This is a genomic window from bacterium SCSIO 12827, from assembly GCA_024397995.1.
GTDB lineage: Bacteria > Pseudomonadota > Alphaproteobacteria > Rhodospirillales > Casp-alpha2 > UBA1479.
In genome coordinates this window covers 1,087,539-1,114,320 of record CP073746.1, presented here as the reverse complement: position 1 = coordinate 1,114,320, position 26,782 = coordinate 1,087,539, and the positions used below count along the sequence as shown (strand labels likewise).

General features: G+C 64.9%; 25 protein-coding genes. 11 read left to right on the top strand and 14 right to left on the bottom strand.

Annotated features, from left to right (window positions below; genetic code table 11):
- Positions 1-4: 4 nt before the first annotated feature.
- Positions 5-439, top strand: coding sequence for a M67 family metallopeptidase (locus KFF05_05260; GenBank protein UTW52771.1), 435 nt, complete (start codon positions 5-7; stop codon positions 437-439).
- A complete protein-coding gene (locus KFF05_05255; protein ID UTW52770.1) occupies positions 378-1,517 on the top strand; it encodes a low specificity L-threonine aldolase in 1,140 nt (379 codons plus the stop codon). Before KFF05_05260 ends, KFF05_05255 begins: the two co-directional genes overlap by 62 nt.
- 4 nt (positions 1,518-1,521) lie before the next feature.
- Here KFF05_05255 and KFF05_05250 read toward each other — a convergent pair whose 3' ends face one another.
- Positions 1,522-2,583: an acyl-CoA/acyl-ACP dehydrogenase gene (locus KFF05_05250; protein ID UTW52769.1), complete on the bottom strand. Its 1,062-nt coding sequence runs from the start codon at positions 2,581-2,583 to the stop codon at positions 1,522-1,524.
- Positions 2,583-3,734: an acyl-CoA dehydrogenase family protein gene (locus KFF05_05245; GenBank protein UTW52768.1), complete on the bottom strand. Its 1,152-nt coding sequence runs from the start codon at positions 3,732-3,734 to the stop codon at positions 2,583-2,585. The genes KFF05_05250 and KFF05_05245 overlap by 1 nt, the downstream gene beginning before the upstream one ends.
- A gap of 102 nt (positions 3,735-3,836) precedes the next feature.
- On the opposite strand from KFF05_05245, the gene KFF05_05240 reads away from it, so the two are divergent.
- From KFF05_05240 to KFF05_05230, 3 genes are read left to right on the top strand one after another with little or no spacing between them, the layout of a single operon-like run.
- The gene (locus tag KFF05_05240) at positions 3,837-4,652 is read left to right on the top strand and encodes a crotonase/enoyl-CoA hydratase family protein (protein UTW52767.1); all 816 of its coding nucleotides are present in this window, start codon (positions 3,837-3,839) and stop codon (positions 4,650-4,652) included.
- A 5-nt stretch (positions 4,653-4,657) separates the two neighbouring features.
- Complete coding sequence (locus tag KFF05_05235; GenBank protein ID UTW52766.1) at positions 4,658-6,073, top strand: CoA-binding protein; 1,416 nt, start codon at positions 4,658-4,660, stop codon at positions 6,071-6,073.
- On the top strand, positions 6,070-6,744 hold the full coding sequence (locus KFF05_05230) for an acetate--CoA ligase family protein (protein ID UTW52765.1): 675 nt from the start codon (positions 6,070-6,072) through the stop codon (positions 6,742-6,744). The genes KFF05_05235 and KFF05_05230 overlap by 4 nt, the downstream gene beginning before the upstream one ends.
- 128 nt (positions 6,745-6,872) lie before the next feature.
- Here the strand turns inward: KFF05_05230 and KFF05_05225 are convergent, their stop codons facing one another.
- The 4 genes from KFF05_05225 to KFF05_05210 all read right to left on the bottom strand — a co-directional run bounded on the left by KFF05_05225 (position 6,873) and on the right by KFF05_05210 (position 9,634).
- Positions 6,873-7,454, bottom strand: a complete 582-nt coding sequence (locus tag KFF05_05225) for a 2,4'-dihydroxyacetophenone dioxygenase family protein (GenBank protein UTW52764.1) — start codon at positions 7,452-7,454, stop codon at positions 6,873-6,875.
- Between the two features lie 34 nt (positions 7,455-7,488).
- On the bottom strand, positions 7,489-8,184 hold the full coding sequence (locus KFF05_05220) for a hypothetical protein (protein ID UTW52763.1): 696 nt from the start codon (positions 8,182-8,184) through the stop codon (positions 7,489-7,491).
- A 125-nt stretch (positions 8,185-8,309) separates the two neighbouring features.
- The gene (locus KFF05_05215) at positions 8,310-9,086 is read right to left on the bottom strand and encodes an SDR family oxidoreductase (protein UTW52762.1); all 777 of its coding nucleotides are present in this window, start codon (positions 9,084-9,086) and stop codon (positions 8,310-8,312) included.
- A 26-nt stretch (positions 9,087-9,112) separates the two neighbouring features.
- Positions 9,113-9,634, bottom strand: a complete 522-nt coding sequence (locus tag KFF05_05210) for a glycine cleavage system protein R (GenBank protein ID UTW52761.1) — start codon at positions 9,632-9,634, stop codon at positions 9,113-9,115.
- Between the two features lie 181 nt (positions 9,635-9,815).
- Here KFF05_05210 and KFF05_05205 point away from each other — a divergent pair, with 181 nt between their 5' ends.
- The 3 genes from KFF05_05205 to KFF05_05195 all read left to right on the top strand — a co-directional run bounded on the left by KFF05_05205 (position 9,816) and on the right by KFF05_05195 (position 15,033).
- Positions 9,816-10,214, top strand: coding sequence for a PilZ domain-containing protein (locus KFF05_05205; GenBank protein UTW52760.1), 399 nt, complete (start codon positions 9,816-9,818; stop codon positions 10,212-10,214).
- Between the two features lie 91 nt (positions 10,215-10,305).
- Complete coding sequence (locus KFF05_05200; protein ID UTW53594.1) at positions 10,306-11,919, top strand: GMC family oxidoreductase N-terminal domain-containing protein; 1,614 nt, start codon at positions 10,306-10,308, stop codon at positions 11,917-11,919.
- Between the two features lie 204 nt (positions 11,920-12,123).
- On the top strand, positions 12,124-15,033 hold the full coding sequence (locus KFF05_05195) for a hypothetical protein (protein UTW52759.1): 2,910 nt from the start codon (positions 12,124-12,126) through the stop codon (positions 15,031-15,033).
- Positions 15,034-15,063: 30 nt separating this feature from the next.
- On the opposite strand, the gene KFF05_05190 is transcribed toward KFF05_05195, so the two are convergent.
- The 5 genes from KFF05_05190 to KFF05_05170 form a co-directional block, all read right to left on the bottom strand.
- The gene (locus tag KFF05_05190; GenBank protein UTW52758.1) at positions 15,064-15,693 is read right to left on the bottom strand and encodes a flavin reductase family protein; all 630 of its coding nucleotides are present in this window, start codon (positions 15,691-15,693) and stop codon (positions 15,064-15,066) included.
- A 68-nt stretch (positions 15,694-15,761) separates the two neighbouring features.
- Complete coding sequence (locus KFF05_05185; protein ID UTW52757.1) at positions 15,762-17,705, bottom strand: hypothetical protein; 1,944 nt, start codon at positions 17,703-17,705, stop codon at positions 15,762-15,764.
- A 314-nt stretch (positions 17,706-18,019) separates the two neighbouring features.
- On the bottom strand, positions 18,020-18,454 hold the full coding sequence (locus KFF05_05180) for an acyl-CoA thioesterase (protein UTW52756.1): 435 nt from the start codon (positions 18,452-18,454) through the stop codon (positions 18,020-18,022).
- Positions 18,455-18,812: 358 nt separating this feature from the next.
- Entirely contained in the window at positions 18,813-19,175 is a 363-nt protein-coding gene (locus KFF05_05175) for a hypothetical protein (protein UTW52755.1), read from the bottom strand.
- Positions 19,176-19,403: 228 nt separating this feature from the next.
- A complete protein-coding gene (locus KFF05_05170) occupies positions 19,404-20,099 on the bottom strand; it encodes a dienelactone hydrolase family protein (protein ID UTW52754.1) in 696 nt (231 codons plus the stop codon).
- 167 nt (positions 20,100-20,266) lie between these two features.
- Here KFF05_05170 and KFF05_05165 point away from each other — a divergent pair, with 167 nt between their 5' ends.
- The 3 genes from KFF05_05165 to KFF05_05155 all read left to right on the top strand — a co-directional run bounded on the left by KFF05_05165 (position 20,267) and on the right by KFF05_05155 (position 23,556).
- Complete coding sequence (locus tag KFF05_05165) at positions 20,267-20,470, top strand: hypothetical protein (GenBank protein UTW52753.1); 204 nt, start codon at positions 20,267-20,269, stop codon at positions 20,468-20,470.
- A 33-nt stretch (positions 20,471-20,503) separates the two neighbouring features.
- On the top strand, positions 20,504-22,189 hold the full coding sequence (locus KFF05_05160; protein UTW52752.1) for a thiamine pyrophosphate-binding protein: 1,686 nt from the start codon (positions 20,504-20,506) through the stop codon (positions 22,187-22,189).
- Between the two features lie 128 nt (positions 22,190-22,317).
- On the top strand, positions 22,318-23,556 hold the full coding sequence (locus KFF05_05155) for an SEL1-like repeat protein (protein ID UTW52751.1): 1,239 nt from the start codon (positions 22,318-22,320) through the stop codon (positions 23,554-23,556).
- An 8-nt stretch (positions 23,557-23,564) separates the two neighbouring features.
- Here KFF05_05155 and KFF05_05150 read toward each other — a convergent pair whose 3' ends face one another.
- The 3 genes from KFF05_05150 to KFF05_05140 are packed head-to-tail and all read right to left on the bottom strand — an operon-like array spanning position 23,565 to position 26,780.
- Positions 23,565-24,506: a DMT family transporter gene (locus KFF05_05150; GenBank protein ID UTW52750.1), complete on the bottom strand. Its 942-nt coding sequence runs from the start codon at positions 24,504-24,506 to the stop codon at positions 23,565-23,567.
- A gap of 34 nt (positions 24,507-24,540) precedes the next feature.
- Positions 24,541-25,836, bottom strand: a complete 1,296-nt coding sequence (locus KFF05_05145; GenBank protein ID UTW52749.1) for a spore maturation protein — start codon at positions 25,834-25,836, stop codon at positions 24,541-24,543.
- On the bottom strand, positions 25,833-26,780 hold the full coding sequence (locus KFF05_05140; protein ID UTW52748.1) for a DMT family transporter: 948 nt from the start codon (positions 26,778-26,780) through the stop codon (positions 25,833-25,835). Before KFF05_05140 ends, KFF05_05145 begins: the two co-directional genes overlap by 4 nt.
- Positions 26,781-26,782: the final 2 nt, after the last annotated feature.

Genomic DNA, 26,782 nt, shown 5'->3' with positions numbered 1-26,782 from the left:
CCCCGTGCTGACCATCCCCCAAACCCTGCTGGAGCGCATCACCGAAGCCGCCGAGGCCGCCTTTCCCTACGAGTGCTGTGGCCTGCTGGCGGGCCGGGACGGTTCGGCACCGGGCGAAACTTTGGTCACCCGTATGGTGCCCTCACCCAACGTCACGGAATCCCGGGCCGAAGATTCGTTCGAGGTCGACCCCCAGGTGCGCTTCGACCTGATGCGGTCCCTCGACGGCACGGAGGAGCGCATCGTCGGCCATTATCATTCCCATCCCGGCGGCCCGGCCCTGCCCAGCGCCACGGATTTGAAAATGGCCTATGAGACGGATCTGATCTGGGTCATCGTTGCGGTGAAGGACGGTCAGGCCATCGATGCCCGCGCCCATGGCGTCGCCCCCGACCGCTCGACCTTTCACGCCATCGAGCTCAACCTCGTCGCCGATTAATCCCAACCCCCCAAGTAATCCAAACCCCAAGGAGCCCCCGCCCATGAACTTCGCATCCGACAACACGGCGGGCGCCCATCCGGACATCATGGCCGCCATCGTCGCCGCCAACGACGGGCGGACCATGCCCTACGGCCATGACGACGGCACGGAAGCCGCGCGCCGACGCGTGTGCGAGGTGTTCGAGACCGAGGCCAAGGTGTTCTTCGTGCCCACGGGCACGGCGGCCAACGGCCTGGCCGTCGCCTCAATCACGCCGTCCTGGGGCGCGCTGGTGTGCCATGAGACGGCGCATATCTTCGACCACGAAGGCAACGGCCCGGTGATGTATTCGGGTGGTGCGCGGCTGATCGGCCTGCCGGGCGCGGACGGCAAGATCGCGCCGGACGCCGTCGAGGCCGCGACCCTGGAAGGTCGGGGGGATGAGCATTATTCCCAGGTTCGCGCCGTCAGCGTCACGCAGTTGACGGAAAAGGGCACGGCCTACCGGGTCGACGAGATTGCCGCCATCAGCGCGGTCTGCCGCAAATACGGCCTCGCCCTGCATATGGACGGCGCACGCTTCGCCAATGCCTTGGCCGGGCTCAACTGTTCGCCCGCCGACATGAGCTGGAAGGCCGGGGTCGACGTGCTCAGCTTCGGCGGCACGAAGAACGGCGCGCTGGCGCTGGAGGCCGTGGTGGTCTTCAACCCCGCCCTCGGTGACGAATTCCTCTACCGCCAGAAACGCGCCGGCCATGTGCTGTCCAAGATGCGCCTGATGACGGCGCAGATGGAAGCCTATCTGGCGGACGGCCTGTGGCTGGAGAACGCGCGCCATTCCAACGCCATGGCGAAAAAGTTGGCGGACGGCCTCACGGCCCTGGGCGTTGAGATCATCGGGTCCGTCGACGGCAACCAGGTGTTCCCGCGCATGCCCGCCCCCAGCGCCGAAGCCCTGAAGGCCAAGGGCTTTCTATTCTATGACCGGGGTGCGGATGATCAGGGCCGGCGCAAAACCCGCCTTGTCACCGCCTTCAACACGCCGGAAGACGACGTCGACGCGTTCCTGGCAACGGCGGCGACGGCGGCGGTCTGACCGCTCAGCCCATCTGCCGCGCCGTCAGGTCCGGCCACAGATTATCGGCGCCCCGCGCCAGCACGCGCCGCCCGATATCCTGGGCCCAGAACGTTTCCGCCCCGAACTCACCCCGCCAGGCCCAGAGACGGCGCGTGGTGAAATGCAGTTCGTGCTCATACGTGAAGCCGATGGCGCCATGGGTCTGATGGGCCGCGTCATAGACGATTTCCGCCGCTTCCCCGGCAACCACCTTGGCCGCCGCCACATCCCATTCCGCGTCCGTCAGATCGTCGCCCGCCCGGTCGAGGGCGAGGAAGGCCGTTTCGGCGGCGCTGCGCGCCTGGGCGGCGCGGGCGGCGGCGCGGGCCAGCATCTGCTGGATCGCCTGGAACTTGGCGATGGGCCGGCCGAACTGTTCACGGTCGCCCGCATGCTGTACGGCCAGGGTCACCGCCCCCTCCATCGCCCCCGCCATCTGGGCCGCGCGCATCAGCGCCCCCAGAGTGCGGGCGACCGGCAGGGTCGCGGTCAGGTCCAGGGTCCCCGTGCCCGAGGGCTTGGCCTTGGCGAAGGTCACCGTGTCGCGAGGCTCGCCCGCCATGTTGCGGTCGGGCGTGATGGTTACGGCATCGGTGGGGATCAACGCCACCGTGCCGTCGATTTCGGCGACAAGATGTCCGGCCTGGGCCGCCCAGGGCACGCCCTCGGCAACACCTGAAAGGGCACCATCCTTGAACGTCAGGTCGCCGCCGCCGTCGATCAGGGCGAGCGGCCCCGCCGGCACCTCGATCCCGGCCCGGCCCAGCAGCCAGCCCGCCGCCATGGTTTCCACCAGGGGCACGGGGGCACGCCGGCGCCCGGCGGCGAAGGCGATGACGAAGGCATCGGCGAAGGACGCCCCCCTGCCGCCCCGGTCTTCCGGGGCCAAGGGTTGGGTCAGGCCGTTGTCTTCCAGCACTTGCCACAGGTCACTGGGCCAGGTGCCGTCCTCGGCAGCACCAAGAACGCCGCGGGTAACATGATCTTCCAACAGACGCCCGGCGGCTTCCGCCAGGATGTTGGCCATTTCGCTTGTACCGGTCATCAGCGCAACCCCAGTCCGCGCGCGATGATGCCGCGCATGATTTCCCGTGTGCCGCCGCGAAGGGAGAACGACCGCGCCGCCATGGTCATGTAGGCCATGACCTGATCGAAGTCGCCACCGCCCGTGCGCGGCGAAATACCGGCAATGTCGTGGGCCTTGCCCGGCATGTCCTGCTCGTAAGCGACGCCCAGTTCCTTGACGATGGCGGCCGCCAGGTTGGGCGTCTCGCCGCGTTCCAGCATGGTGGCGATGGAGATCGACATTTGGCGCAAGGTCGACAGATGGGCCGCCAGCCGCCCGATGCCGGCGGCTTCCGCCGGCCCCGCGTCGGCGCCGATTTCCCGCACCAGTTCGAACAGCAATTGATAGCTGGACAGGTAGCGTTCCGGCCCGCTGCGCTCGAACGCCAGTTCCGTCGTCACCTGCCCCCAGCCGCCGCCCTCGGTCCCGACCAGGGCATCGGCGGGCACTTCCGCGTCCTCGAAGAACACTTCGTTGAACATCTGCTCCCCCGCCATGTTGCGGATCGGGCGGATGGTCACCCCCTTGGTTTCCTTCATGTCGATGAGGAACTGGGACAGGCCCGCGTGGCGGTCCTTGGGGTCCTGCGGCCGGGTGCGCACCAGGGCGATCATGTGATGGGCCGTATGGGCCTTGGAGGTCCAGATCTTCTGGCCGTTGATGCGCCAGCCGTCGGCGGTCTTCTCCGCCCGGGTGCGGATCGAGGCCAGGTCCGAGCCCGAATTGGGCTCGCTCATGCCGATGCAGAAATAGCTTTCGCCGCGCGTGATGGCGGGGATGTATTTGCGGCGCTGGTCCTCCGTCCCGAATTTCAACAACAACGGGCCGCTCTGCCGGTCGGCCACCCAATGGGCCGAGACGGGTGCACCGGCGGCCAGCATTTCTTCCAGCACGACATAGCGTTCCAGGAAGCTTCGCCCGCCGCCACCGTATTCCGTGGGCCAGGTCATGCCGATCCAGCCACGGGCCCCCATGGCCTTGGAAAATTCCGGGTCGGCCCCGGACCAGGATTTGGCGCGCTTGACGCCCGGATAGCCCTTAAGATGATCCGCGATGAAGGTGCGGACTTCGGCGCGAAGGGCCTCGGCCTCGGGCGGCAGAAGGCCAGGCGTGAAACGAATGTCCTCCAAGACTTAAATCCTATTTTTCTTGATTCAGATTGTATACAATCGTTTTATAACGCCACAGGATGGTTTACAACAAGACCATAAGGAAACAGCTGGGTCGAAAAAATGGAACACTTCCTACTTTATGAACAGCGGGACAACGTGGTCACTTTGACCATGAACAACCCGGAAAAGCGCAATTCCCTGTCGGGGAAAATCCAATCCCAGGATTTCGTCGACGCTTGCGAGCGGGTCAACAACGACCCCAGCGTCAAGGTCGTGATCCTGACGGGTGCCGGAAAGGCCTTCAGCGCCGGTGGGAATATTTTCGCTATGCGAAACAGGACCGGGCTGTCCCAGGGCATCCCCGCCGAGATCAGAAGCAACTACCTGAAGGGCATCCAGCGCATCCCCAAGGCATTCTACAACATCGAGGTCCCGACCATCGCCGCCGTCAATGGCGCGGCCATCGGGGCCGGTTGCGACTTGGCGACCATGTGCGACATCCGTATCGCCTCGGAACACGCCAAGTTCGCGGAAAGCTTCGTCAAGCTGGGCATCATTCCGGGTGACGGCGGGGCCTATTTCCTGCCCCGTGCCGTCGGCTTTTCCAAGGCCTATGAAATGGCCTTCACCGGCGACACCATCGACGCGCAGGAAGCGCTCGGCTGCGGGCTGGTGTCCAAGGTCGTCGCGGCGGACGATCTGATGACCGCCGCCAACGAGTTGGCCGACCGCATCGCCTGCAATCCGGGCCATGCCCTGCGCCTGACCAAGCGGCTGTTGCGGGAAAGCCATCACGCCCGGCTGGACACTCTGTTGGAAATGTCGGCGGCGTTCCAGGCGCTGGCCCATAACACGCCCGAGCATGAGGAAGCCGTCAACGCCATGGCCGAGATGCTTGAGGCGAAATCCAAAAACAAAGGCAACGACAAGGAATAACGTCTGTGCTCGACGCCATGATCCGGGCGCGCTCCGTCGCCATCGTCGGCGCCTCCCAACAAAAGAATGAAGTGGGCGGCGATAAACTGGGCACGGTCGCGCTGAATTATCTGCTCGCCCATAACTATCCGGGCAAGGTCTATCCCGTGAATCCCAAGGAAACGGAAATCCGGGGCCTCGCCTGCTATGCCAGCGTGACGGACATCCCGGACGATATCGACCTGGCCCTGATCGCCGTGCCGGCCAAGGCCAGCGTCGCCGTGATGAAGGACTGCGGCGCCAAGGGCGTGAAGACGGCCATCGTGCTGGCGTCCGGGTTTTCCGAAGCCGGAGAGCCGCAATTGGAAGCCGACCTGATCGCCGCCGCAAAAGCGGGCGACGTACGGTTCTGCGGGCCCAACACCAACGGCATGATTTCCATCGCCAACGACATGGTCTGCTGCACCTCGATGGTCTGCGCCATGCCGCGTTTCAACAAGGGCGACATCGCCTTCCTGACGCAATCGGGGGCCGTCGGCGGCTCCATGCTCGGCACCGGGAATGAAGAACAGGGCGGGTTCAGCCATTGGATTTCCGTCGGCAACGAGGCCGACCTGCAGGTCGCGGACTATCTGGATTATCTGGCCGATGATGCGGACACCAAGGTGATCGCGATGTTCATCGAAGGCATCCGCGACCCGGACAAATTCACCCGCGCCTGCGCCAAGGCAGCCCGGGCGGGCAAGCCCGTGGTGGTCTACAAGATCGGCCTGTCCGAGGTTTCCGCCGCCGCCGCTGCGTCCCATACCGGGGCCATGGTCGGCTCCGACGCCGTGTTCGACGCCGTGTGCCGCAAGTACGGCGTTGTCCGGGTCGACGACGCGGCCGACCTGCTGCCCACGGCGATCACCTTTTCCCGCCTTTTGGACAAGCTGCCGAAGGGGCCGCGCATGGGCCTGATCGGGCCGTCCGGCGGTATCTGCGGCGTCTGCGCCGATGAATGCCACCGCTTCGGGCTCGACGTGCCGGAACTGCCGCAAGCGGCGCAGGAAACGCTGAAACAGTTCATCCCGCCGTTCGGCGCGCTGCGCAACCCCATCGACGTGACGCAGCAGATCCGCAGTTCTCCCACGGGCTATCAGGACACCATCCGCACGGTGCTGGAACAGGACACGATCGACGGTGTGTTCCTGCTGGTCACCATGGTGGGTGAGCCGCGCGCCAGTTTCTATTGCGACATTTTCACCGAAGCCGCGCGGGCGACCGACAAGCCCGTCATCATCGCCTGGACTGGGGCCCAGTCCCTGGCCGCCCAGGCGATCCCGCAGATCAAGCGCAATCAAATGCCGTTGTATTTTTCGGCCCGGGGGGCCGTGCGCGCCATGCGGGCGCTGCTGGACTACCAGCGCTTTCTGGACGCCCGTGGGGAGGACAACCGATGACCCCGGCCGAAATCATCAAGAACGCCCGCGCCCAGGGCTCCCGCACCCTGTCGGAGCACCAATCCAAGCAGGTCCTGGCCGCTTACGGCGTGCCGGTGACGGCGGAACGCCTTGCCGGCGATGCGGACACGGCGGCACAGGCCGCCGCCGAAATCGGTTTTCCCGTGGCGCTCAAGGGCAATGCCCCGGATCTCGCCCATAAGACGGAAGCCGGATTGGTCGAAATCGGCCTGGCCGACGCGGACGAGGTCCGGGCGGCGGCGGCACGCCTGATGGCCAAGCTGCCCCCGGGCGGCACTCTGCTGGTTCAGAAAATGGCGTCCGGCAAGCGGGAATTCCTGATCGGCATGACCCGGGACGCGCAGTACGGCCCCTGCGTCACCTTCGGGCTCGGCGGCATCTTCGCCGAGGCCCTGAACGACACGGTCCTGCGTCTGGCCCCGGTCAGTGAACGTGACGCCCTGGCGATGATGGATGGCATCCGCGCCAAGGCGCTGCTCGGCCCTTACCGGGGCATGGCGGCCGTCGACCGCATCGCCCTGGCACAGGCCATCATGGGCGTGGGGCAGGCGGCCCTGGCCCATCCCGAGATTACCGAGATCGACGTCAATCCAGTGATCATCACGGGCGACCACCCGGTCGCCGTGGATGCGTTGGTGGTTTTGGCTTAGCCGAAGATTTCGAGGGAACACCCCTCACCCCAACCCTCTCCCCCCCGCGGGGAGAGGGAGTGATCATCCGTGAGTCCCCTCGCCCCCGGCCACGGGGGAGAGGGACAGGGTGAGGGGGACGACCGGCGTTAGCGGATGAACTGTTCCACGTAATCGGCACCCAGGCCGACCTCGGTGAAATGCTTGCGGCAGGCATCAACCCGGTCGAACACGTCCGTGGTGCCGACCGTGTTGCCGTCCGCGTCGCAATAGATCAGCGCACCCGTATTGTGGAACAGGGTGATCATTTCGTCGCAATCCGGTTCCACCACCAGGGTGTGGATGTCGCCCGGCGGCTCGTACAGATACGATCCCGCCTCGGCGATCCAGTCCCGTTCCAGATAGCGCCAGCGGCCCTTGATGACGAAGCCGTGCACGGGGGCCGGATGACGGTGGCGCGACAGCAGGCCGCCGCCGACCACCTTAGTCAGATGCACCCAATAGCCGTTGGACACGTTCAGGCAGAGCGGCCGCGACCAGCGGCCCGGTGCCAGCGGCACCCACAGACGAGGGTCGTCGTTGGCATAGCCGTCTTGAATGAACAGTTCCGGCAGGGCGTCCTGCGGCCGGGGACCGTCATAAGGGGCCGGCAGGTCTTCGACGGCGACACGGCCGTCCGACCGGGCACCGGCGGGCAGGGTTTGTTCGGTATACGTGCTGTCTGGGCTCATGGTGGTCTCGTCTGCTTTACGTCAGTGTGGGGGACTAGTTCAGGAAGTAGGCCTTGGCCTTCAAAAGCGAGCGTTGGATGGTCAGCGGCATCATCCCGGCGAAGGTGTCCAGCGCCGCCAACCAATTAAGTTCCGAAAATACTTGGGCATTGCGCAGCCGGTCCGCCATGCCTTTGTTGACCTCCTGCGCGTTTTGGTAGATTTCGAGCAGGCCGTCGAAGCTGGTGTCCCAATCGGGCTTTTCCTTACCGCCGAAGTACTGGCCGACCAGATAGAACGACATGGCCCGCAGGATCGTCAGTTCCATATCCGCCAGCGGCACGTGATAGCGGGCCAACGGCCGGAAAAACGACATGTGCGGACAGCCGCTGGTCGCCATGACCAAGCCCAGGACGGAACGCAGGGCCTCCTGCGCCGATACTTTGGCCTTGGTCGTCGTCGTCCCCTGCTCGACCGTGAGATCGACCTGAGCATAAGACACCATACGCCCGACCCTCTGACCGTAATCGACCAACAGGGCCGCGACCGGGCAATGGGGATGGGTCTGCTTGGTCAGCGGGCAATGCTGACACTTGTGATAATCCAGGCGCGTCCAATCGGGCAGATCCACGCCTTGCGGCTGCTTCAACGCGACCTCGGGCAGGGAGATATCCAGGTTGAACACCTCGCGCGATCCGTCTTCGCTGTCGATAATGTAGCGGACGAGCATGTGTTCGGCGTCTGCGGGCATGTACCGCTGCCTCCTTTGATCTTCCCAACCCCAGCCCGGGTGAGTTTAAGCCATCACGGGCGTGCTGCCTACAGACCGTTGAGTCTGAAAGTCGCACAACCCGTCATGGATGATCGCTTGGCTGTCTAAACCACCGGCGACAGGCCGCCGTCGACGTTGATCGCCGCACCACAGATGTAGGAGCCCGCGTCCGACGCCAGGAAACAAGCGGCGGCGGCGAATTCCTCGGCCTTGCCCATGCGCCCCATGGGCAGTTCCTTGCCCATCTCGTCATACAACTGGTCCAGGTCCTTGCCGTCCTTGGCGGCGCGGCGCACCCATTGGTCGCTTTCGATCTTGCCGACATGCAGGGAATTGACCAGCACGTTGTAGGGCGCTCCCTCACCGGCCAGAACCTTGGTCAGTGCCATGCCGGCGGCGCGGGTCACGGCCGTCGGCGCGCCCGACGGCGGCGGCGCCTTGGCGCCCGAATTCAGCACGTTGATGATGCGTCCCCATTTACGCTCCGTCATGCCGGGAAAGGCCAGGCGGCACAGGCGGATGGCGCCGAACAGCTTGAGGTCCAGGTCCGCCTGCCATTCCGCATCGGTCACGGACACAAAGGGGGCGCGGTGCGACGATCCCGCGTTGTTGACCAGCACGTCGATCTGGCCCAGACCGGCGATGGCGGCGTCCCAGGCGGCCTGACAGCCTTCGGCGGTCGACACGTCGCCGACCACGGCGACCACGCGCCCGCCCGTGGCGGCCTCGATCGCGGCCTTGGCCTCGTTCAATACGTCGGCGCGGCGGGCGACGATGGCGACCTCCGCTCCGGCGCTACAGAAGGCCTGGGCGATGGCCCGGCCGATACCCAGGCTACCGCCGGTCACCAGGGCCTTGCGCCCTGTCATTTTCATTTCCATGGATGTCCTCCCGAGGGGTGTTGGTGTCAGAGAATTTTGCCGACTGTAATATCAACCATCAAGGTGCCGGCCAATATTTCCAGACTTTCCCGCAGGTCTTCGTCGCCGAGGTCCTGGGGCGCGCGCACCCGTGCGTGGGCGTGGAACAGCGTGCCGCCGGAATGGGGTGCTTCACGGATGTCCGTTTCCATATCCTCGACGCTGACGCCGCGCTCCGCCAAACAATGGGAAATATCGCGCAGGATGCCCGGATGATCCGGCCCGAGAAGCTCGATCTCGAACACCGGGCCCATGGCGGATGCGGTCTCGACTGCTTCCTCCACCACCAAATGAAAACCCTCGGCGTCGAGCGCCCGGAGGCTGTCCTCCAGGGCGGCGATCCCATCCTCGGCGATCTCAACCTTGGCGATGCCGGCGAACTTCGCCGCCAGATGCGCCATGCGGCTGTCCAGCCAGTTGCCGCCGGCATCCGCCACGGTTTGCGAAATGCGCTCCACCAGTCCGGGCCGGTCGTCGGCGATGAAGGTCAAGATCAGGGTCTTTGGCATGGCGGCGCTTTCAGGCAATCGCGGGCGGCCACTCTAACAACGACGGCAGGATGCGGCCACAATTTCAACGCCCGCGCCCGGCCTTGGCATTTCCGGCCCTTGAAAAAGATCAAAAGCCTGGTTCTCCCGCGCCCGCATTCGAGAGTATTATTCACAGGATAAGAAAAACAGGACTCGGTGAATGAGCGGGCGCAAGATCGTCGGATTCAAGGATGACAACAGACGCCGCGACGTGCGTCTGGACGTCAAAGGCGTCAAATTCGTCATCAATGGCCACGAATTCCCCGTCGGCGACATGAGCGTCGGCGGCTTTCGGCTGAAATCGGCCATTGGCAAGATGCGCCCGGGACAAAGCTTCACCGTCACCCATGTCGTGACCGAGGACGACGGTCGTGTGCCGCTGGGCGCCAATGGCGAGGTCATGCGCATCGATTATGCGGAAACCAGCCTGGGCTGCCGGTTCACCAAGCTGACGGGCGGGCAGTTCCGGATCATCGAGGCTATTGCCATGCGCCGACCGTTGAGTACCCTGAGCACCACGGCCAAACGCAAAGGCTTTTTCGGCCTGTTCGGCGACTGACTGCGGAAACCGCCCTCCTGTCAAAGGAAAGAGCGGACCACCGACCGAGGGATCAATTCCAGGAAAGGCGAAAGAACAGCCCATGCGCGATCTGGGAGAATACGATTACGTCATCGTCGGTGCGGGTACCGCCGGCTGCGTTCTGGCCAACCGCCTGTCCAGCGATCCGGCTAACCGGGTCCTGCTGTTGGAAGCGGGCGGCAAAGACAATTACCACTGGATCCACATTCCCGTCGGCTATCTGTTCTGCATGGGCAATCCGCGCACGGACTGGTGCTTCAAGACCGAGGCCGTGGCCGGGCTTGGCGGGCGTGCACTGAATTATCCGCGCGGCAAGGTGCTGGGCGGCTGTTCGTCCATCAACGGCATGATCTACATGCGCGGTCAGGCCCGCGATTACGACCAATGGGCCCAGATGGGCAACCGCGGTTGGTCCTGGGACGACGTTTTGCCTTATTTCAAGAAATCCGAGGATCAGGCCGCCATCCCGCTTGACGACTTTCACCAATCAGGCGGCGAATGGCGGGTCGAGAACGTGCGCACGACCTGGGAAATCATGGACGCCTTCCGTGACGCCGCCGCCGAGGCCGGCATCCCCAAGGTCGACGACTTCAACAAGGGCAACAACGAAGGCTGCGGCTATTTCCACGTCAATCAGCGGTCCGGCGTGCGCTGGAACACGTCGAAGGCGTTCCTGGGGCCGGCCAAAGACCGCGCCAATCTGGACATCGTCACCCATGCCCATGTGAAGGGCCTGCGTCTCTCGGGCAAGACCGTGACGGGCCTGGACCTTCGTGTCGCCGACGAGGATGCGGGTGTGGCCTGCCGGGGCGAGGTGATCCTGTCGGCCGGGTCCATCGGCTCACCGCAGATTTTGCAGGTCTCGGGCATCGGCCCGGGAGACTTGTTGCAAGGTCTGGGGATCGAGGTCCGCCATGATCTGAAAGGCGTCGGCGGTAACCTACAGGACCATTTGCAGGTCCGCCCGGTCTACCGGGTCGAGGGAACCAAGACGCTCAACCAGCGGGCAGGATCGTTGATCGGCAAGATGGGCATCGCCCTGGAATATGCGCTGTTCCGTTCCGGCCCCATGTCCATGGCGCCGTCGACCCTGGGCGCTTTCGCCAAGTCGGACCCGTCGCGGGAGACGCCCAACCTGCAATATCACATTCAGGCGCTCAGTCTGGATTCCTGGGACAAACCCCTGCATCCCTTCCCCGCCTTCACGGCCAGTGTGTGCAACGTGCGCCCGGAAAGCCGGGGGACGGTTCACATCACCTCGCCGGACCCGTTCACCCCGCCGGCGATCCAGCCCAATTACCTGTCCACACCCGGCGACCGCAAGGTCGCGGCCGATGCGCTTCGCCTGACCCGTCACATCGTGTCCCACCCGGCGCTCGCACGATTCAAGCCTCAGGAGTACAAGCCCGGCGCCCACCTGACCACGGACGACGAACTGGCCGACGCGGCGGGGCAGATCGGCACCACGATCTTTCACCCCGTCGGCACCTGCAAGATGGGCTCGGACCCGGATGCGGTGGTCGACGACCGGTTGCGCGTGCACGGGATGACCGGATTGCGCGTGGTCGATGCCTCGATCATGCCGACGATCACTTCGGGCAATACCAACGCGCCGGCCATCATGATCGCGGAAAAGGCCTCGGACATGATCCTGGCGGATGCCAAGGCTCGGGCCGCCGCATAAGAACGCATTTCCTTCCTAATCAACCGCTTAACTGGATTTTTACCCTAAATCGCCATATTTCCGTGATGGATTCGGGGTCGTGGCTGCGGGCTCCCGCCGGGGGCGCAGTCCATGATAAGCTGTTGGGGCCGACACGCGCGGATGGGGTTCCGCCGCGGTTGGAAATTTGGGCAAGGGATGATGGCGAAACGCCATTTGAATCAATTGGTTAATAGACATGCCACGATCCGTGCGGCAGCCCTGGCCTTGTGCCTGGGGGCAACCGTTCTGATCGGCATCCCGGCCCAGGCTCAGGACAGCGGCGCCGGCGCCCTGTTTGCCGCCATCCGCGCCAACGACCTGGACGCGGTGAAACAGATCGTTGCCTCTGGCGCCGATCCGCGGGCGCGCGACGCCGAGGGCCTGTCCGCCCCGCAGGCGGCCGTCCGCCTGGGTCATCACGTCATCGCCCATTACCTGCTGGCCTACCGCCGGCCCAAGGTTGACCCGCCCCTCGATCAGGCCATTGACCAGGCCCTTGACCGCGCCGTCGCCGAAACGGAAAAGACGGTGGGCCCGATCCCCGAGGCCGCGCCCCCGCAGACGGAAGCCGCCGACGCCCCGGTGACCCTGCCCGAACCGGCCCCCGCCGCCGTTGATGTTGCCGACCGGCGCGAGCACCCTCCGGTGCCCCCCGACGACAAGGACACCAAAGTTCTGGCTCCCATTCTCGGCGGCGTGGACGCCCCCGATCACGCCCGCCCGCAATCCGCACAGACCGCCCCCCAGGCCGCCCCAGCCGGCCAACCGGAAAACCCCCTTCCCAGCAGCGAAACGGCGCGTCCGTGGTCACCGACGTTCGTCACGCGGCTCGGCAATTGGGCCCGCAAGATGATGGGATTCGACCCCGACGACGCGGCGACGGCCGAGGGCACGGACCCCGCGCGCGAGGCCCAAGCGCCCGTCGTCCTGACACCGCCCCCGGCGGAAACAGGCTCCCCAATCGAAACCACGGAAGCCAGCCCCTCCGCCGCGCCGGGAGACCCGACCGACACCCTGCCCGACCTGGACAAGCTGGCGGCGCAAAACAACCCGGCCATGGAGGCCGCTAACCCGGACCTGCCGGAAGCGGACCTGCCGCGCGCCCTGGCCCGCAGCCCCGCCCCCGCCGATCCCCTGGCCAAAGCCCTGGCCCAGCCTGACGGCGGCACGGACCCCTTGCCCGATGGTGGCCTGGACCCGCTGCTGTCGATGCTCGACGCGCCCACGGACAACAAATCGGCCCTTCCTCAGGCAGCCGCTGCGACGAAAAGCCCCGCCAAGGTCGACTTGATGGCCCTGGCGCCCAAGGACCGGCTGGCCTGGCTCGATTCCCTGCTTGCCAAGCCGATTGCCCGCGACGCGGAAGAATCCCTGTCCGACAGCCGGGACGAGGCGCTCAGCCATCTGCGCGACCAGGCAAAGCGCAAGGCGGCCGAAGCCGACGCGGCAGAGGCTGCCCTGAGCGCGGCCGAGAAAAAGAACCTCAAAACCGATACCTCCGCCGTCGAGGGACCGCCGCCGGGCACAAATCTGTCCCGTCGTCTGAAAATCCCGCTGCCGCCACCCGACCCCAAAGGCCGCAAGAATTTCGCCCGCGACCCCTGGTTCCGCGACGTATCGCCGGATGAACCGGACATCCGCGCCGCCCATCGCTCCCTAAAGGCGCCGCCGCCGGAACGCGGCACGCCGCCGAAGCCGACACCGAAGGTGCCGCAGCTTGCCAACCTGCCGGACGGCAAGGCGAAGGCTTCCGATCAGAAACTTGCCGTCAACATGCCCGACGCGCCGCCGATCCGCGAAACCCCGCGCCCGGCCACGCCCGCGGCGACCCCCGCAACGCCGGCTGATGCTTCCCTGGATGCCTTGGAAAAGGAATTCGGCGGCCCCGCGCCCGCGAACGACCCGCTGGCCGCTGAACTGGGCCTGGACACTCCTGCCGGGACGGCCCCGGCGGCCGACCCGCTGGCTGCCGAACTTGGATTGGGCGGTGCCGGCGGATTACCGGCCGACGACCCCTTGGCCGCCGAACTGGGCATCGGCGCCCCACCTGAGGGAGGTCAGAAAACGGCGGAGGCCAACGATCCTTTGTCCCAGGCGCTCGGCGACCTGTCCAGTCTGCTCGACAGCGACAAACCGTCCACCAATCCCCTCGATGCCGAACCGCCGGTGGCGACGTCACAGGAAATCCTGGCCGCCCTTCCCCCGGGGTCGGAGGTCCGCCTGGATGTCGAAGGCCGCCCGGTACTGCCCGCCGCCTGGACCTTGCCCGTGGTGTTGCCTGGTCAGGCCCCGCCCGTGCAGGATTTGGCCAGCGCCTATGTGACGCCGGCCAGTTTCCGCGCCGGATTTGACAAGGCCGCGCAGGACGCCGCCCAGTTGGGACCGCTGCCCTCCGGCGCCAACGCCGCCAGCGCCTGGCCGGTGACCAAGGTCCAGATGGCCGATGGTGCCGTCATCGACCCGCCCGCCAACGCCGCCTTGGCCGACGGTTCATCCCCGCAAGCGGCGCTCGCCAACCAGGGCCGGGCACTTGATGGGGTTACCTTGTCGGTCGGTGCCGGCACCAGCCTTTACAACACCTTCGTCCCCGAGAACGCACGCGGCGGCGAAGGCCTGGCACCCGAATGTATCGAAAAGACCGGCGGCCGCACCCAATTCTGCATCAAGGAACTGCAATGGCCGGCATTCCTCGAGCCCAAGTTCCTGGTCTCGACGATCCTCTATACGGGCACCGGGTCCGTCGTGCGCTTCGACGACGGGGCGCCGACCCGCATCCATACCGTGTTCAACTCCGACGGCTTCGGTGAGATCGCCGACTGGCTGGTCCGCCGCTTCGGGCCGCCGACGGCGACTGTAACCCGCTCCGTCGCGCCCTTCGGACAGGCGCGCCGCGACAACCCGACCATGATTTGGCGGGCCGTCGACAAGGTGACGCAGAAGACCGTGTCCCTGGAAATCCGCCATTTCGACGATACCCGCGACGGGTTTCCCGACATCCGCAACGGCGTGATGATGCTGTACCGCGAAGGCACGCCGGGCATCTTCCCGCAGGTTTCCGTTCACGAACTGATGCGCCTGAAACGCACCGGCTGACCGGCCCCACCCCGAAAAATTGGATTCCGGCTATTCGGCGGCCTTCAAGGTCGGCCGATCCATGGTGAACACCGTGTCGACGCGGGCGTAATCCATGTAGCCCAGGCGCGCGATGGGCTGCACCTTGGCCATGTCGACGAAGCCGTCGGTCAGCACCTCGTCTTTGATGTGGAGGCCGACGACGCGGCCGAACACCACGCGGTTGCCTTCCTCGCGGACGTTGTGGGGCATGACCACGGTCTGGTGATAGACGCATTCGATATGGATCGGGGCCGCCTTGATACGAGGCGGCTTGACCAGGGTCGAAGGCTCCGTTTCCAGTCCCGCGAAACGGGTTTCATCCTCGCCTGCGGGAAGGGACGCGCTCGACTGGTTCATGGCATCACGCAGCGCCCAGGTCGACATGTTGCAGACGAATTCGCCCTGGGTCTCACAATTCGCCACCGTGTCCTTCTTGGGACCTTCAGGACGGGGACCGCCGGAAAACATGACCATGGGCGGGTTCTCGCCGCAGGCGTTGAAATAGCTGTAGGGCGCCAGATTGACCTCGCCGTCATCGGAGATCGTGGTGATCCAGCCGATCGGGCGCGGCACGACACAGGCTTTCCATGGGTTGCGAGGCAGACCGTGGTCCGCGGTTTCGTTGATGTTCCAGAACATGGGTGGTTTCCCGGTGCGTTGTTGAAAGTTGGCCGGAGCCTGCACCACGCCGCCGGGAGCCGTCAACGTCAGGCCGCGCGCACGTCGGTCAGGAAGCCCTGGATAACGGTGCGCAGACGGCCCGACATCTGTTCCAATTCGCGCGAGGTGTCGAGTACGTCGTTGGCGACGGCACCCGACGCCTTGGCCGCCTCGGACACGGTGGCGATGTTTTCCGCCGCCGATGACGCGCCCACCGTTGCGTCCTCGACACTGCGCGCGATATCGGCGGTTACGCGGACCTGTTCCTCGATAACGGATGAAATCGTATCCGCAACCTCGGCGATCTCGCCGACCTTCGCTGTTACCATCTCGATCACTCGGATGGTATCGCGGGTGGCTGACTGTACGCCGCCGACCTGAAGTTCGATATCGCTGATCGCCTTGGCCGTCTGCTGGGCCAGGGATTTGACCTCGCCCGCCACCACCGCGAAGCCCTTGCCCGCGTCTCCGGCCCGTGCCGCCTCGATCGTTGCATTCAACGCCAAAAGATTGGTCTGTTCGGCGATGTCGGTGATCAGGCTAACCACGTCGCCGATGCGGTCGGCGGAACGCGCAAGTTCGGAAATGCGCCCTCCCGCCTCGCGGCTGTCGGCGACGGCTGCGTTGACCTTTTCCGAGGACAGGCGGATCTGTTGGTCGATTTCGGCGAAGGACATGGACATCTGCTCCGCCGCCGCCGCGACCGACTGGAAGTTCGTGGCCGCCTGTTCCGTCGCCGACGATACGGTGACCGCCTGTTCCGTCGTGCGTTCGGCGTTTTCGTTCATGCTATGGGCCGTATTGCCCATGCGCTGGATACAAATACCGAATGCGTCGAACACCTGTTTAACCTGGTTGTCGAATTCCGTGGTCATACCGGCGATTGTGGATGCGCGCTGTGATTGGCGCTGCTGTTCCGCATCGCGCTCCAGACGCAGGCGTTCGGCCTCTTCGTGCTCGCGGCGGAAGATGTCGAAGGCCTGGGCCAGCTGCGCCACTTCGTCGCGGGACCGAACCGATGTTTCCGCTGCATGCGCGGGGATCATGGCCGACACGTCGTCGCGCAGGCGATTCAGGGGCCGCACGATGCTGCGCCCCAACAACCATGCGAGGATAACCGCCAGCAGAACACCAGCGGCACCGAACAGGACACCCTGCTGCACGGCCAGACGCGAATCGCCCGACAGGATGGCCAAGTCGACGGACTGCCGTGCGATCGCCTCCCCACGCAGATTTTCGATTCTGGCCTGCAGGGTATCCATCGTGGTTCGGAACAAATTCCAGGAATCCGCCGTCCCTTGGATGGACCCCGCGAATGACGCGACGCCTTGGCGCAGAGTATCCACATCCCGTCCCGCGAACTTGGCGAGCCGCTGATCGCTTCGTGGCAAGCCGGCTTCCTTCATCATCGCACGGACAGCGACAACAGTGCCGTTAAGGGCCGAAACGGCATCAGCAGCCGTTTGCGCCATGGACAGATCACGGGACACCGCAAGGTTCAGGCCGGCCTTCAAGGCCTGCTGCGCGCCGCTCTCAACCGCCCTGGCCAGATCCGCGGCGCGCCCGTCCTCGTAGTTCTTCAACCACGCAACCAACCGGTCCGCGGAGGCCGGCAGTTTTTCCGCGGCCAGCAGGATCACGTCGCTTCCTTCCTTGTCGCCGCTGATGCGCCGGATGACGTCGGCAAGTTGATCTTTGTAGCGTGCCTGCTCCATCTCAAGCATCGCGAGGCTCTCTTCATCCCCACGCTCGGCCAGCACGCCCACAGCCGCGGCTCCGGCCTGCTGGGACATCTCGAGAGCCTGAGTAATCGCCGGAATATCGGCCTCGCTTTTCGAATCACGGAAGACATTCACCGCAGCCGACAGTTCATAAAGCCGAAAGGCGAAGTTGTTGGCGATCCCGACCTGTTCGACGCCAGAAATTAAGGTTTCCCCCGTGTGGGCAAAATTGCCGAACCGGTATACGGACAATCCTGTCAGCATCGCCATCAAAGCAATCACCGACGTAAAACCCAGAAATGTGCGGAACCGGATGGATGTGCGGCCGATCAGCATGGCTCAACCCTTATTCAGTTTAGCCGCAGGCTCCCTTCGACCTTTGGCAAAATTCATCGTTTCTGAAATTGCCGTCACCTTCGCAATTGCACAATATGCCTTTTGATCAGGCCATCTGAAAATGGCCTGTTATTTCATTTAAATAATTGTTTTTAATATATATTTTTTGGATTTAAGTTTTTGTGACAGACTCATTGCAAATATGTTGCAACGCACCCTTCACAAGCATTCCTGCCGTAACGGACAGATCAGTCGGATACCAGGCGCGCGCCGCTTTCAAAGGCTTGGCGCAACTCGGCGGGCACCTCACGGCTGGCGTTCTTGGCATAATCGAAGAACACCAGGACCGCTTCCGAGGTCGCGACCACCGTGTCCCCGGCGAACAGCCCCTGACCCAGGGTGTAGGACTTGTTGCCGAGTCGCAGCAGCCGCGTGCCGACCCGCACGTTGCCAGGATAATGCAGCTGATTAACATAGCTGATCTGCACGCTGGCCAAAGCCGAGCGTGGCTCGATCCCCAGATGCCGGCGCATGGCGTTCAGGTAATCGACCCGCCCGGCCTCGGCATATTGGGCGAAGGCCGTGTTATTGACATGCAGGTTGGGGTCCTGATCGGAAAAGCGGATCGAAACGTCGGTCCACCAGTCGAAGCTGGCGGCGTCTTTCAGGTCGATGTCGGGCAAGGGGATAGGCTCCTGGTCGGGCGGGTGGTCGTGGTGATTTGGGGGGATTTGTAAAAGGTTTTCGCCCGCAGGCAAACGCTCAATGACGAAGATGCCGGGCGGGCCCTTCGGCCATCCATTCGCGGATCACCCGCACGGAGTCCTGCGGATAGGTTTCAACCAAGTGATGGATATGCGCGCTCAACCGCGGGTCCACCCTATCGACACGCGGCCGAATGTGGATGGTCGGCGTGAAGTCGGGCTCGCTCTCGAAAAGCGTGGGGGACGGCGGGCGCATGCGGTGCCTCGTGATGATTATGCTTAACGAATGGTTACAGTCTACGCGCACGTACATCCCTGCGATAGTCCGGTTTAACGGCTATTTCTTCGCGCAGGCATCCTTCAGGTTGTCCAGCACGATGGCTGCGGCGGGATTGGCATAAAGGGGAACCGACGCCTCGAACCGGTCGGCCAATTCCCGGTCGGCGCGCTTCAGGGTCCAGCCGGTGGTCAGGCAGTTGTCCAGCCACAGGCCGTCATCGCCCGTTTCCGCCCGGGCGCGCTGGCCCTGCAGATAGCCGTCGATGACGCCGATCATGAAACCCTGCCGGTATTGGGCGGTCTGCCCCTGCAGGGTGTTGCCGTTGTGATAGGTCCAAAGCGGTCCGCGCGGCGCGGCAACCGCCGCACCGAGAATGCCGCCAAAGGCGAGAAGAGAGACTGCGATTACGAGATTTTTCATGGGAGGCCCCTCCGTCGAGACGGGCCATTTAATCACGCCTGCTGGTCGGCACGCGGACAAAAAAACACCGGGCGGCGAAACCGGCCCGGTGTGGATCAAGTAAGAGTGGATCTCATCTGCACCCTTTATAGAAAAAGACGGCGGCAAATGATGTGATCGGAGTCACTCCGGTCTGATTTTTCTAATAAAACGAGTCCCCGGCGAAAAAGCACCTGGGAAATCAATTCATTAGCCTAGGTGGTTTTTGAAGAAATCGAGCGTCCTTTGCCGCGCCAAGTCGGCCGAAGCCTTGTCGTAATGCTTGCCGCCGACCCGCGCGAAGGCGTGGTTCTGACCTTCGTAGTCATGCAGCACCGCCTTCGCGTTGCCTTTGAGCGCCGCGTGGACGGCAGCCTGCTGATCCTTGGGCACGAATTCGTCCTCGGTTGCGATGTGCAGCATGCAGGGTGCCTTCAACGTCTCGTCCGTATGATCGGGAAGCATCACGCCATAGTAGCTGACGGCCGCGTCGGCGCTGGTCCTGGTCGCGGTCAGGAAGGCCAGCCGCCCCCCTAAGCAGAAACCCATGGTGCCGACCTTGCCGCTGCAGCCGTCCACGGCGCGCAGGGCCTGGATCGTCGATTCCAGATCGTCGACGCCCTTGTCCAGGTCGAAGCCGTTGAACAGTTCGAACGCGCGGGCCCATTCGGCCTCGGTCTGGTCGGTGATCTGGATACCCGGTTCCTGGCGCCAGAAAAGGTCGGGGCAAAGCGCCACATAGCCCGCCGCCGCCATGCCGTCGGTGATTTCGCGCATCACCGCGTTGACGCCGAAGATTTCCTGAATGACCACGACCCCGGGGCCCTTGCCGCCTTCGGGCAGGGCAAGATAGCCCGTGAAGCTGCCGCCGTCCTTGGCCTGAATGGTGATGTCCTTGCCGCTCATGTTTTGCGTGCCTCCCTGATCGATTCGTAATGTTTTCGCGCCTCAGCGGCGCAAGACAGACGGCCCAAGCCCCCCCCATGCGGGCATCTTAAATTCCGGGCTGGCCTCTGTCACCGCTTGGGGCGACGATTGTACACAATTTTCATTCCAGACTGCCGGAGCCCGCCATGTCTCCCTCGTCCGCCCCCTGGCGCTGCCCGCTATGCCATCAGCCGTCCGAACCCGTATCCGTGCACGGCCATGTGCAGTGCCGAACCTGCGGCCAGAACGTCGATCCCTGCTGTTCCGGCGAGACCGCCTGCGAGGTCGAGACGGCTTCCCCCGGCCCCGATCTTTCGCTAAGACAGAGGGCCGCCGGCCCGGCGGAGTAACAAAAGACCACCGCCGACAAGAGGAACATCATCATGCCACAGGGTCAAACGGGGGCGCGGCTCCTGGTCGAAACGCTGGTTGCCAACGGGGTTGACCGTGCCTTCTGCGTGCCGGGGGAAAGCTATCTTGCCGTGCTTGATGCCATGGTCGACGCACCGGACATCGATCTGGTGATCTGCCGCCAGGAAGGCGGGGCCGCCATCATGGCCGATGCCGACGGCAAGATGACCGGCAAGCCGGGCATTTGTTTCGTGACCCGCGGCCCGGGGGCCACCAACGCCTCCGCCGGGGTCCATATCGCGTTCCAGGATTCGACGCCGATGATCCTGTTCATCGGCCAGGTCGCCCGCCATCAGGTCGAGCGTGAGGCGTTCCAGGAAATCGACTACCGCCGCATGTTCGGCGAGATGGCCAAGTGGGTCGCCCAGATCGAAGACCCCGCCCGCGTGCCCGAATACGTCAGCCATGCCTTCCACACGGCCATGTCGGGCCGCCCCGGCCCGGTCGTTCTGGCCCTGCCGGAAGACATGCTGACCGAGGAAGTGATGGAACAGGTCGCCATCCCCGGGCCGGCCCATGTGGTGCAGGCCCATCCGGGACCGGACGCCATGGCCGAACTGCGCGCCATGATGGAAACCGCCGAACGCCCGCTGATGATTTTGGGCGGCGGCAGTTGGACCGAACAGGCGTCCCAGGACATTCGCGCCTTCGCCGAAGCCAACAACATCCCGACCAGCGTGTCGTTCCGCCGCCAGGACCTGCTGCCCAACGACCACCCGCTGTACGCCGGGGACGTCGGCATCGGCATCAACCCGAAGCTGGCTGAACGGGTTCGAACATCCGATTTGATATTGGCCGTGGGCCCGCGCCTGGGCGAGATGACCACGGGCGGCTATGACCTGTTCGACATCCCGGTGCCGAAGCAACGCCTGGTCCATATCCACCCCGGGGCCGAGGAACTGGGTCGCGTCTACCGCGCCGAACTGGCCATGAATTCGGGCATGCCCGGCTTCGCTGCCGCCGCCAAGGCCATGGCGCCGGTCACGGGGCGCTGGGACAACTGGGCAGGCACGGCGCACGACGAATATCTGGCCTGGACCGAGCCGCCGGAAACCCCCGGCGACGTGCAGATGGGCCAGGTCATTTCCTGGCTGCGCGATGAACTCCCCGCCGACGCCATGATCTGCAACGGCGCCGGCAACTACACGGCCTGGGTCCACCGCTTCTACCGCTACCGGGGCTATGCCACGCAGCTGGCGCCGACCTCCGGGTCCATGGGTTATGGCGTACCGGCAGCGGTCGCGGCCAAGCTGCGCCATCCGGAACGCGACGTGGTTTGCTTTGCCGGCGACGGTTGCTTCCTGATGACCGGCCAGGAGATGGCGACGGCCAAACAGTACGGCGCCAACGTCATCTTCATCGTCGTCAACAACGGCATGTACGGCACCATCCGCATGCATCAGGAACGGGAGTATCCCAGCCGGGTGTCGGGCACGCAGTTGGTCAATCCGGATTTCGCGGCCCTGGCCAAGGCCTACGGCGCCACCGGCGAAGTGGTCACGGAAACAGCCCAGTTCGCCGACGCCTTTGCCCGCGCCAAAGCCGCCGATTCGCCCGCTTTGATCGAACTGCGCACCGATCCGGAAGCGATTACGCCGTCCGCAACCCTATCGGGTCTGCGGGCTCAAGCCGAAGCCCGGGAGAAAGGAAATCCCTGATGCACAAGCCCGGCCGTTGCGTATCGCCGTGTGGCACGACCGGGCTATGCCTATTGGCGGGTTCCACGAAGCGGAAAAACACATTAGATTAAATTGATTAGGTGCTTCGGCGAAGGAGGGCTCGCCGCATGGCGAAGCGCAGAGGCCCCTTAGGGCAACTGTTTACAGGTTTCATTCTGCTGTTGATCGTCGCGGCCGGCGCGGGGGTCGGGCTTGCCGTGGCCTACGAAGATGACGCCTTTGCCGCGCAGTTGCGCAGCGCCGGTGTGCCGGACGCGCAGGTCGCCAAGGTCATGGAGTTGAAGGGCGCCATCAAGGACAAGGCCGATTTCAGCGGCGATGATCTGGCTTTCACCGCGCGGTCGATCTGGTGGGACCTGCGCGACCGCTTCGACCTGGACCTGACCGCCCAGTACACGCAGAACCTGCCGCCGGTCCGCCACGTCACCCAGATGGAGCCCATGGCTCGTCCCGACGACCCGAAGGAACCGGCCGGCGAGGCCAATATGGCCGCAGACAAAATGGCTGAAGACAAGTTGCCGCCGGACCTGCAGCGTGAGGGCGGTGAACAAGCCGCTGCCGCCCCGGCGGACGCCCCTGCGGTGACGGACAAGCCCGCCGAGGCGTTGTCCCAGGAACCGTCAATCGCGCCGCCACCGGCCGAGGAAAAACCTATGGCCGAAGCCGCCCCGGCGGATAAACCCACGGCCGAGGCCTCCCAGCCTGAAAAACCCATGGAACCGCCTGCTCCGCCGCCGCCCGCCGCGACGGACAAGCCCATGGTGCTGGCCAATCCGCCCGCCGAGGAAGCCAAGCCGGAACCATCCCCCCCGGCCACGGAGACCGCCGCCGTGCGCGAGCCCGCCGCGCCAGCCGAAGCCCCGCCGGCATCGGCCGAGGAACGCGAGGCTACCGCCGATCTGACCTATAAGCGCGCCCTGTCCCTGTTCGCTGATGCCAAGACCCAGGAGCAGAAGGCCGAAGCCGCCAAACTGTTCGCCCAGGCCGCCATCGGCGGCCATCCGGGAGCCCAGTATTCCATCGGCGTCATGCATTACAACGGCACCGGCGTGGCCAAGGACTATGCCAAGGCCGCCGAATGGTTCGGCCGCTCGGCCGAGAAAAACAACGCCGCCGCCCAGTACAATCTGGGCATCCTCTATTACAACGGCCAGGGCGTGCCGAAGGATGACCGTCTGGCCTACAAATGGATCAGTGCGGCGGCTGAAAACGGCGACCAGAAGGCGATTGTCGCCCGTGATGCCTTGAAGCAGGCCCTGCCGGCGGACGTCACCAAGCCGGCGGCGCCGACCTTCTCCGGCGGCCTGCCCGCAGGATCGCCGGTCGAAGTCGCCCCCGCGAAGTAATCAGAATTTTAGTCGGGCCGCCGTCCGGCCGGCCCCGCGCCATGCGCATCCGACGGCAGCGTCGGCATCCGATGGCGGATGCGCTCGCGGTGCAGGATGTAAAGCCCGCTGGCGATCAGCACGCCCGATCCCGTCCAGGTCCAGGCATCGGGCAGGTCGCCCCACAGGACAAACCCCAGCGTCACGGCGAAGACCATGTTGAGGTATTTGAACGGCACGACCAGTCCGGCCTCGCCATAGCGGAAGCTTTCGATCATCAGGAAATGCGCGGAGCCCAGCAGCAGGCCGGATAGGGCCATCAACGCCAGATCCTCGAAGGGAACCGGCATCCAGCCGAACGGCAGGGTGCACAGGCCCGCGGCCGTTGCTGCCGCCGTGCTGGTCGCCAACAACGCATTGGAATGTTCCGTCGCCGCGGCGCTGCGGGTAATCAGGTCGCGCAGCGCCCCTGCCAAGGCCGCCGCCAGGGGAAAGATCACGGCCCATTGCATGGCCTCGGTCCCCGGCCGGATGATGATCATGACGCCGATAAACCCGCCCATGACCGCCAGCCAACGCCGCCAGCCCACGGCCTCGCCGATCAGAAGCGGTGCCAGCGCCGTCACGAACATCGGTCCGGCATAGACCACGGCGATTGCGTCGGCGAGGGTCAGGTGACCCAGGCCGGTAATGAAAACAACGGTGCCGAACACGACCAACAGGCCGCGCATCACGTGGAACCGTGGATTGATGATCCGCAGGCTGGCGAGCCCGCCATAAAATCGCACGAAAAAGGCGATGGCGACGAAGGCGAACATGCCGCGAATGAACAGAAGCTGTCCCACGGGATATCCCGACACCAGCCACTTCATGGCCGCATCGTTGCCGGTGACCAGAAGACCACCCCCGATCATCGCCAAAATCGCGCGGCCGGGCGCACTGGCACCTTGGACGGCAGTCATGAGAGGCATGGTCGGGACCCTTCGTTGGGTTCGGCGTATTCCGCTAACCGTAGAGTTGATTGACGATGAACACGGCGGCGCCGATGCCCACCACATCGGCCACAAGGGCCGCGAACAGAGCATGGCGGATGCGGCGGATGCCGACCGCGCCGAAATAGACGGCAAGGACGTAGAAGGTGGTTTCCGTCGACCCCTGGAAGGTCGACACCAGATAACCGACGAGACTGTCCGGACCATGGGCCGGGTCCTGAATGATCGACGCCAGCACGCCGTAGGCCCCCGAGCCCGACAGCGGACGCAGCAGCGCCATGGGCAGGGCTTCCGCCGGCAGCCCGATCATTTCGGTGAGACCACCGAGCGGCCCCACGACCGCGTCCATGGCGCCGGACGCCCGGAACATGGCGACGGCGGTCAGGATCGCCACCAGATAGGGAATGATGCGTAGCGCCACGTTGAAGCCGTCCTTGGCACCCTCGACGAAGCATTCATAGACCGCGACCCGCTTGGCCGCGCCGAAACCAAGCAGCGCCACCATCAGGCCGGGGATGATCCAGGGCGCGATCTCGCGTCCATAGACGACGGTCAGCGGCACCAGGGCACCGACCGTCATCAGCGCCGTCACCGACACCCAAAGCGGATAGGCATCCGACCCGGCACCGCCCATGTCTTCCGTCGCCTCCAGCATCGCTTCCTCGGTCGGTGCGGAGGCTTCCCCCCCGTCCCCGGCGACGGCCGACACGGCGAAATAAGGGGCCAAAAGTTTGGCCGTGATAATGGCAATGGCGGTCGAACAGATGGTCGCGAACAGGGTGGTCGGCACGATCCCGGCTGGATCCGTGGACCCGGCGGCGGCGCGCAGCGCGATGACGCCCGTGGGCAACAGCGTGACTGACGAGGTGTTGATGGCCAGGAACAGGGCCATGGCGTTGGTCGCCGTGCCCTTGTGGGGATTGAGTTCATCCAGTTGCTGCATGGCGCGGATGCCGAACGGCGTCGCCGCGTTGCCGAGGCCGAGCGCGTTGGCCGACATGTTGAGGATCATCGAGCCCATTGCCGGATGGTCGGCGGGCACCTCGGGAAACAGGCGGACCATGAGCGGGCGCAGGACCTTGGCGATGATGCGCAGCAGGCCGCCTTCTTCCGCCACCTTCATCAGGCCTAGGAACAGGGCCATCACGCCGACCAAACCGATGGCAAGGGTCACCGCGCCGCCGGCGGCGTCGATCATGGATTTTCCAAGCAGCGCCATGGGCGCTTCGCCAACACCGTCCCAGACGACTTGGCGCACGGCACCCATGACGAAGGCGACGGCGACGATGGCAAGGAAGATGACGTTCATCGCGGCGGCACTCCGTCGTCATCCGTCGGTGTGTCGTGCACCGGGTCGGCGGCCATCACCGGGGCCCTGCGCAGAACCTCGCGGTGCAGAATGTACAGGCCCGAGGAAATGATCACCACACTGCCCGCCCAGGTCAGCCAATCCGGCAGGTCGCCCCAGATGAGGAATCCCAGAATCGCCGCGAAGAACAGGTTGCAGTAGCGGAAGGGGGCGAGCAATGCCGCCTCACCAAACTGAAACGCCTCGATCAACAGGAAATGGGCCGAGGTCCAGATCAGACTGGCCATGATGATCATCAGCCAGTGTTCGCCCGACAGCGGCGGCCAGTCGTAGGGTGGCACGAACAGCCCCGCCAGGCCGACCACCACCATCATCGAGAACAGCATCGAATGCGTCGTCTCGCGCCCGGATGCCCCCCGGGTGATCAGGTCGCGGACCGATTCGCCGAACGCCGCCAGCAGGATCATCACCGCGGCCCACTGGAAGGCGTCGCCCGCCGGCCGCACGATGATCAGCACGCCGATGAACCCGACGATGACCGCCAACCAACGCCGCCAGCCGACATTCTCGCCGATAAACACCGGCGCCATGGCCGTCAGCAGGATCGGGCTGGCGAACAGGATCGAGGTTGCGGTGGCCAGCGGCAGGCTGCCGATGCCGACCAGATAGGTGAAGGTTGCCACGGCCGCCATCAGGCCCCGCGCCGCGTGCAGCCCCCATTTCTGGGGTTTGAGCGCCGCCGCCCCGCGTGTTCCCAAAGTCGCCATGATCAAGGCAAACCCGGCGATGACGCCGCGGATGAACATGATCTGACCCGGCGGCAGATCACCCGCCAGATACTTCAGGCCCGCATCGGAAATGGTCAGAAGCGCGCCGCCGGCGACCGCCAGCGCGATGGCGCGGCCTGGCGCCGTGGAACCCTGCATGGCCGACATGATCGCCATCA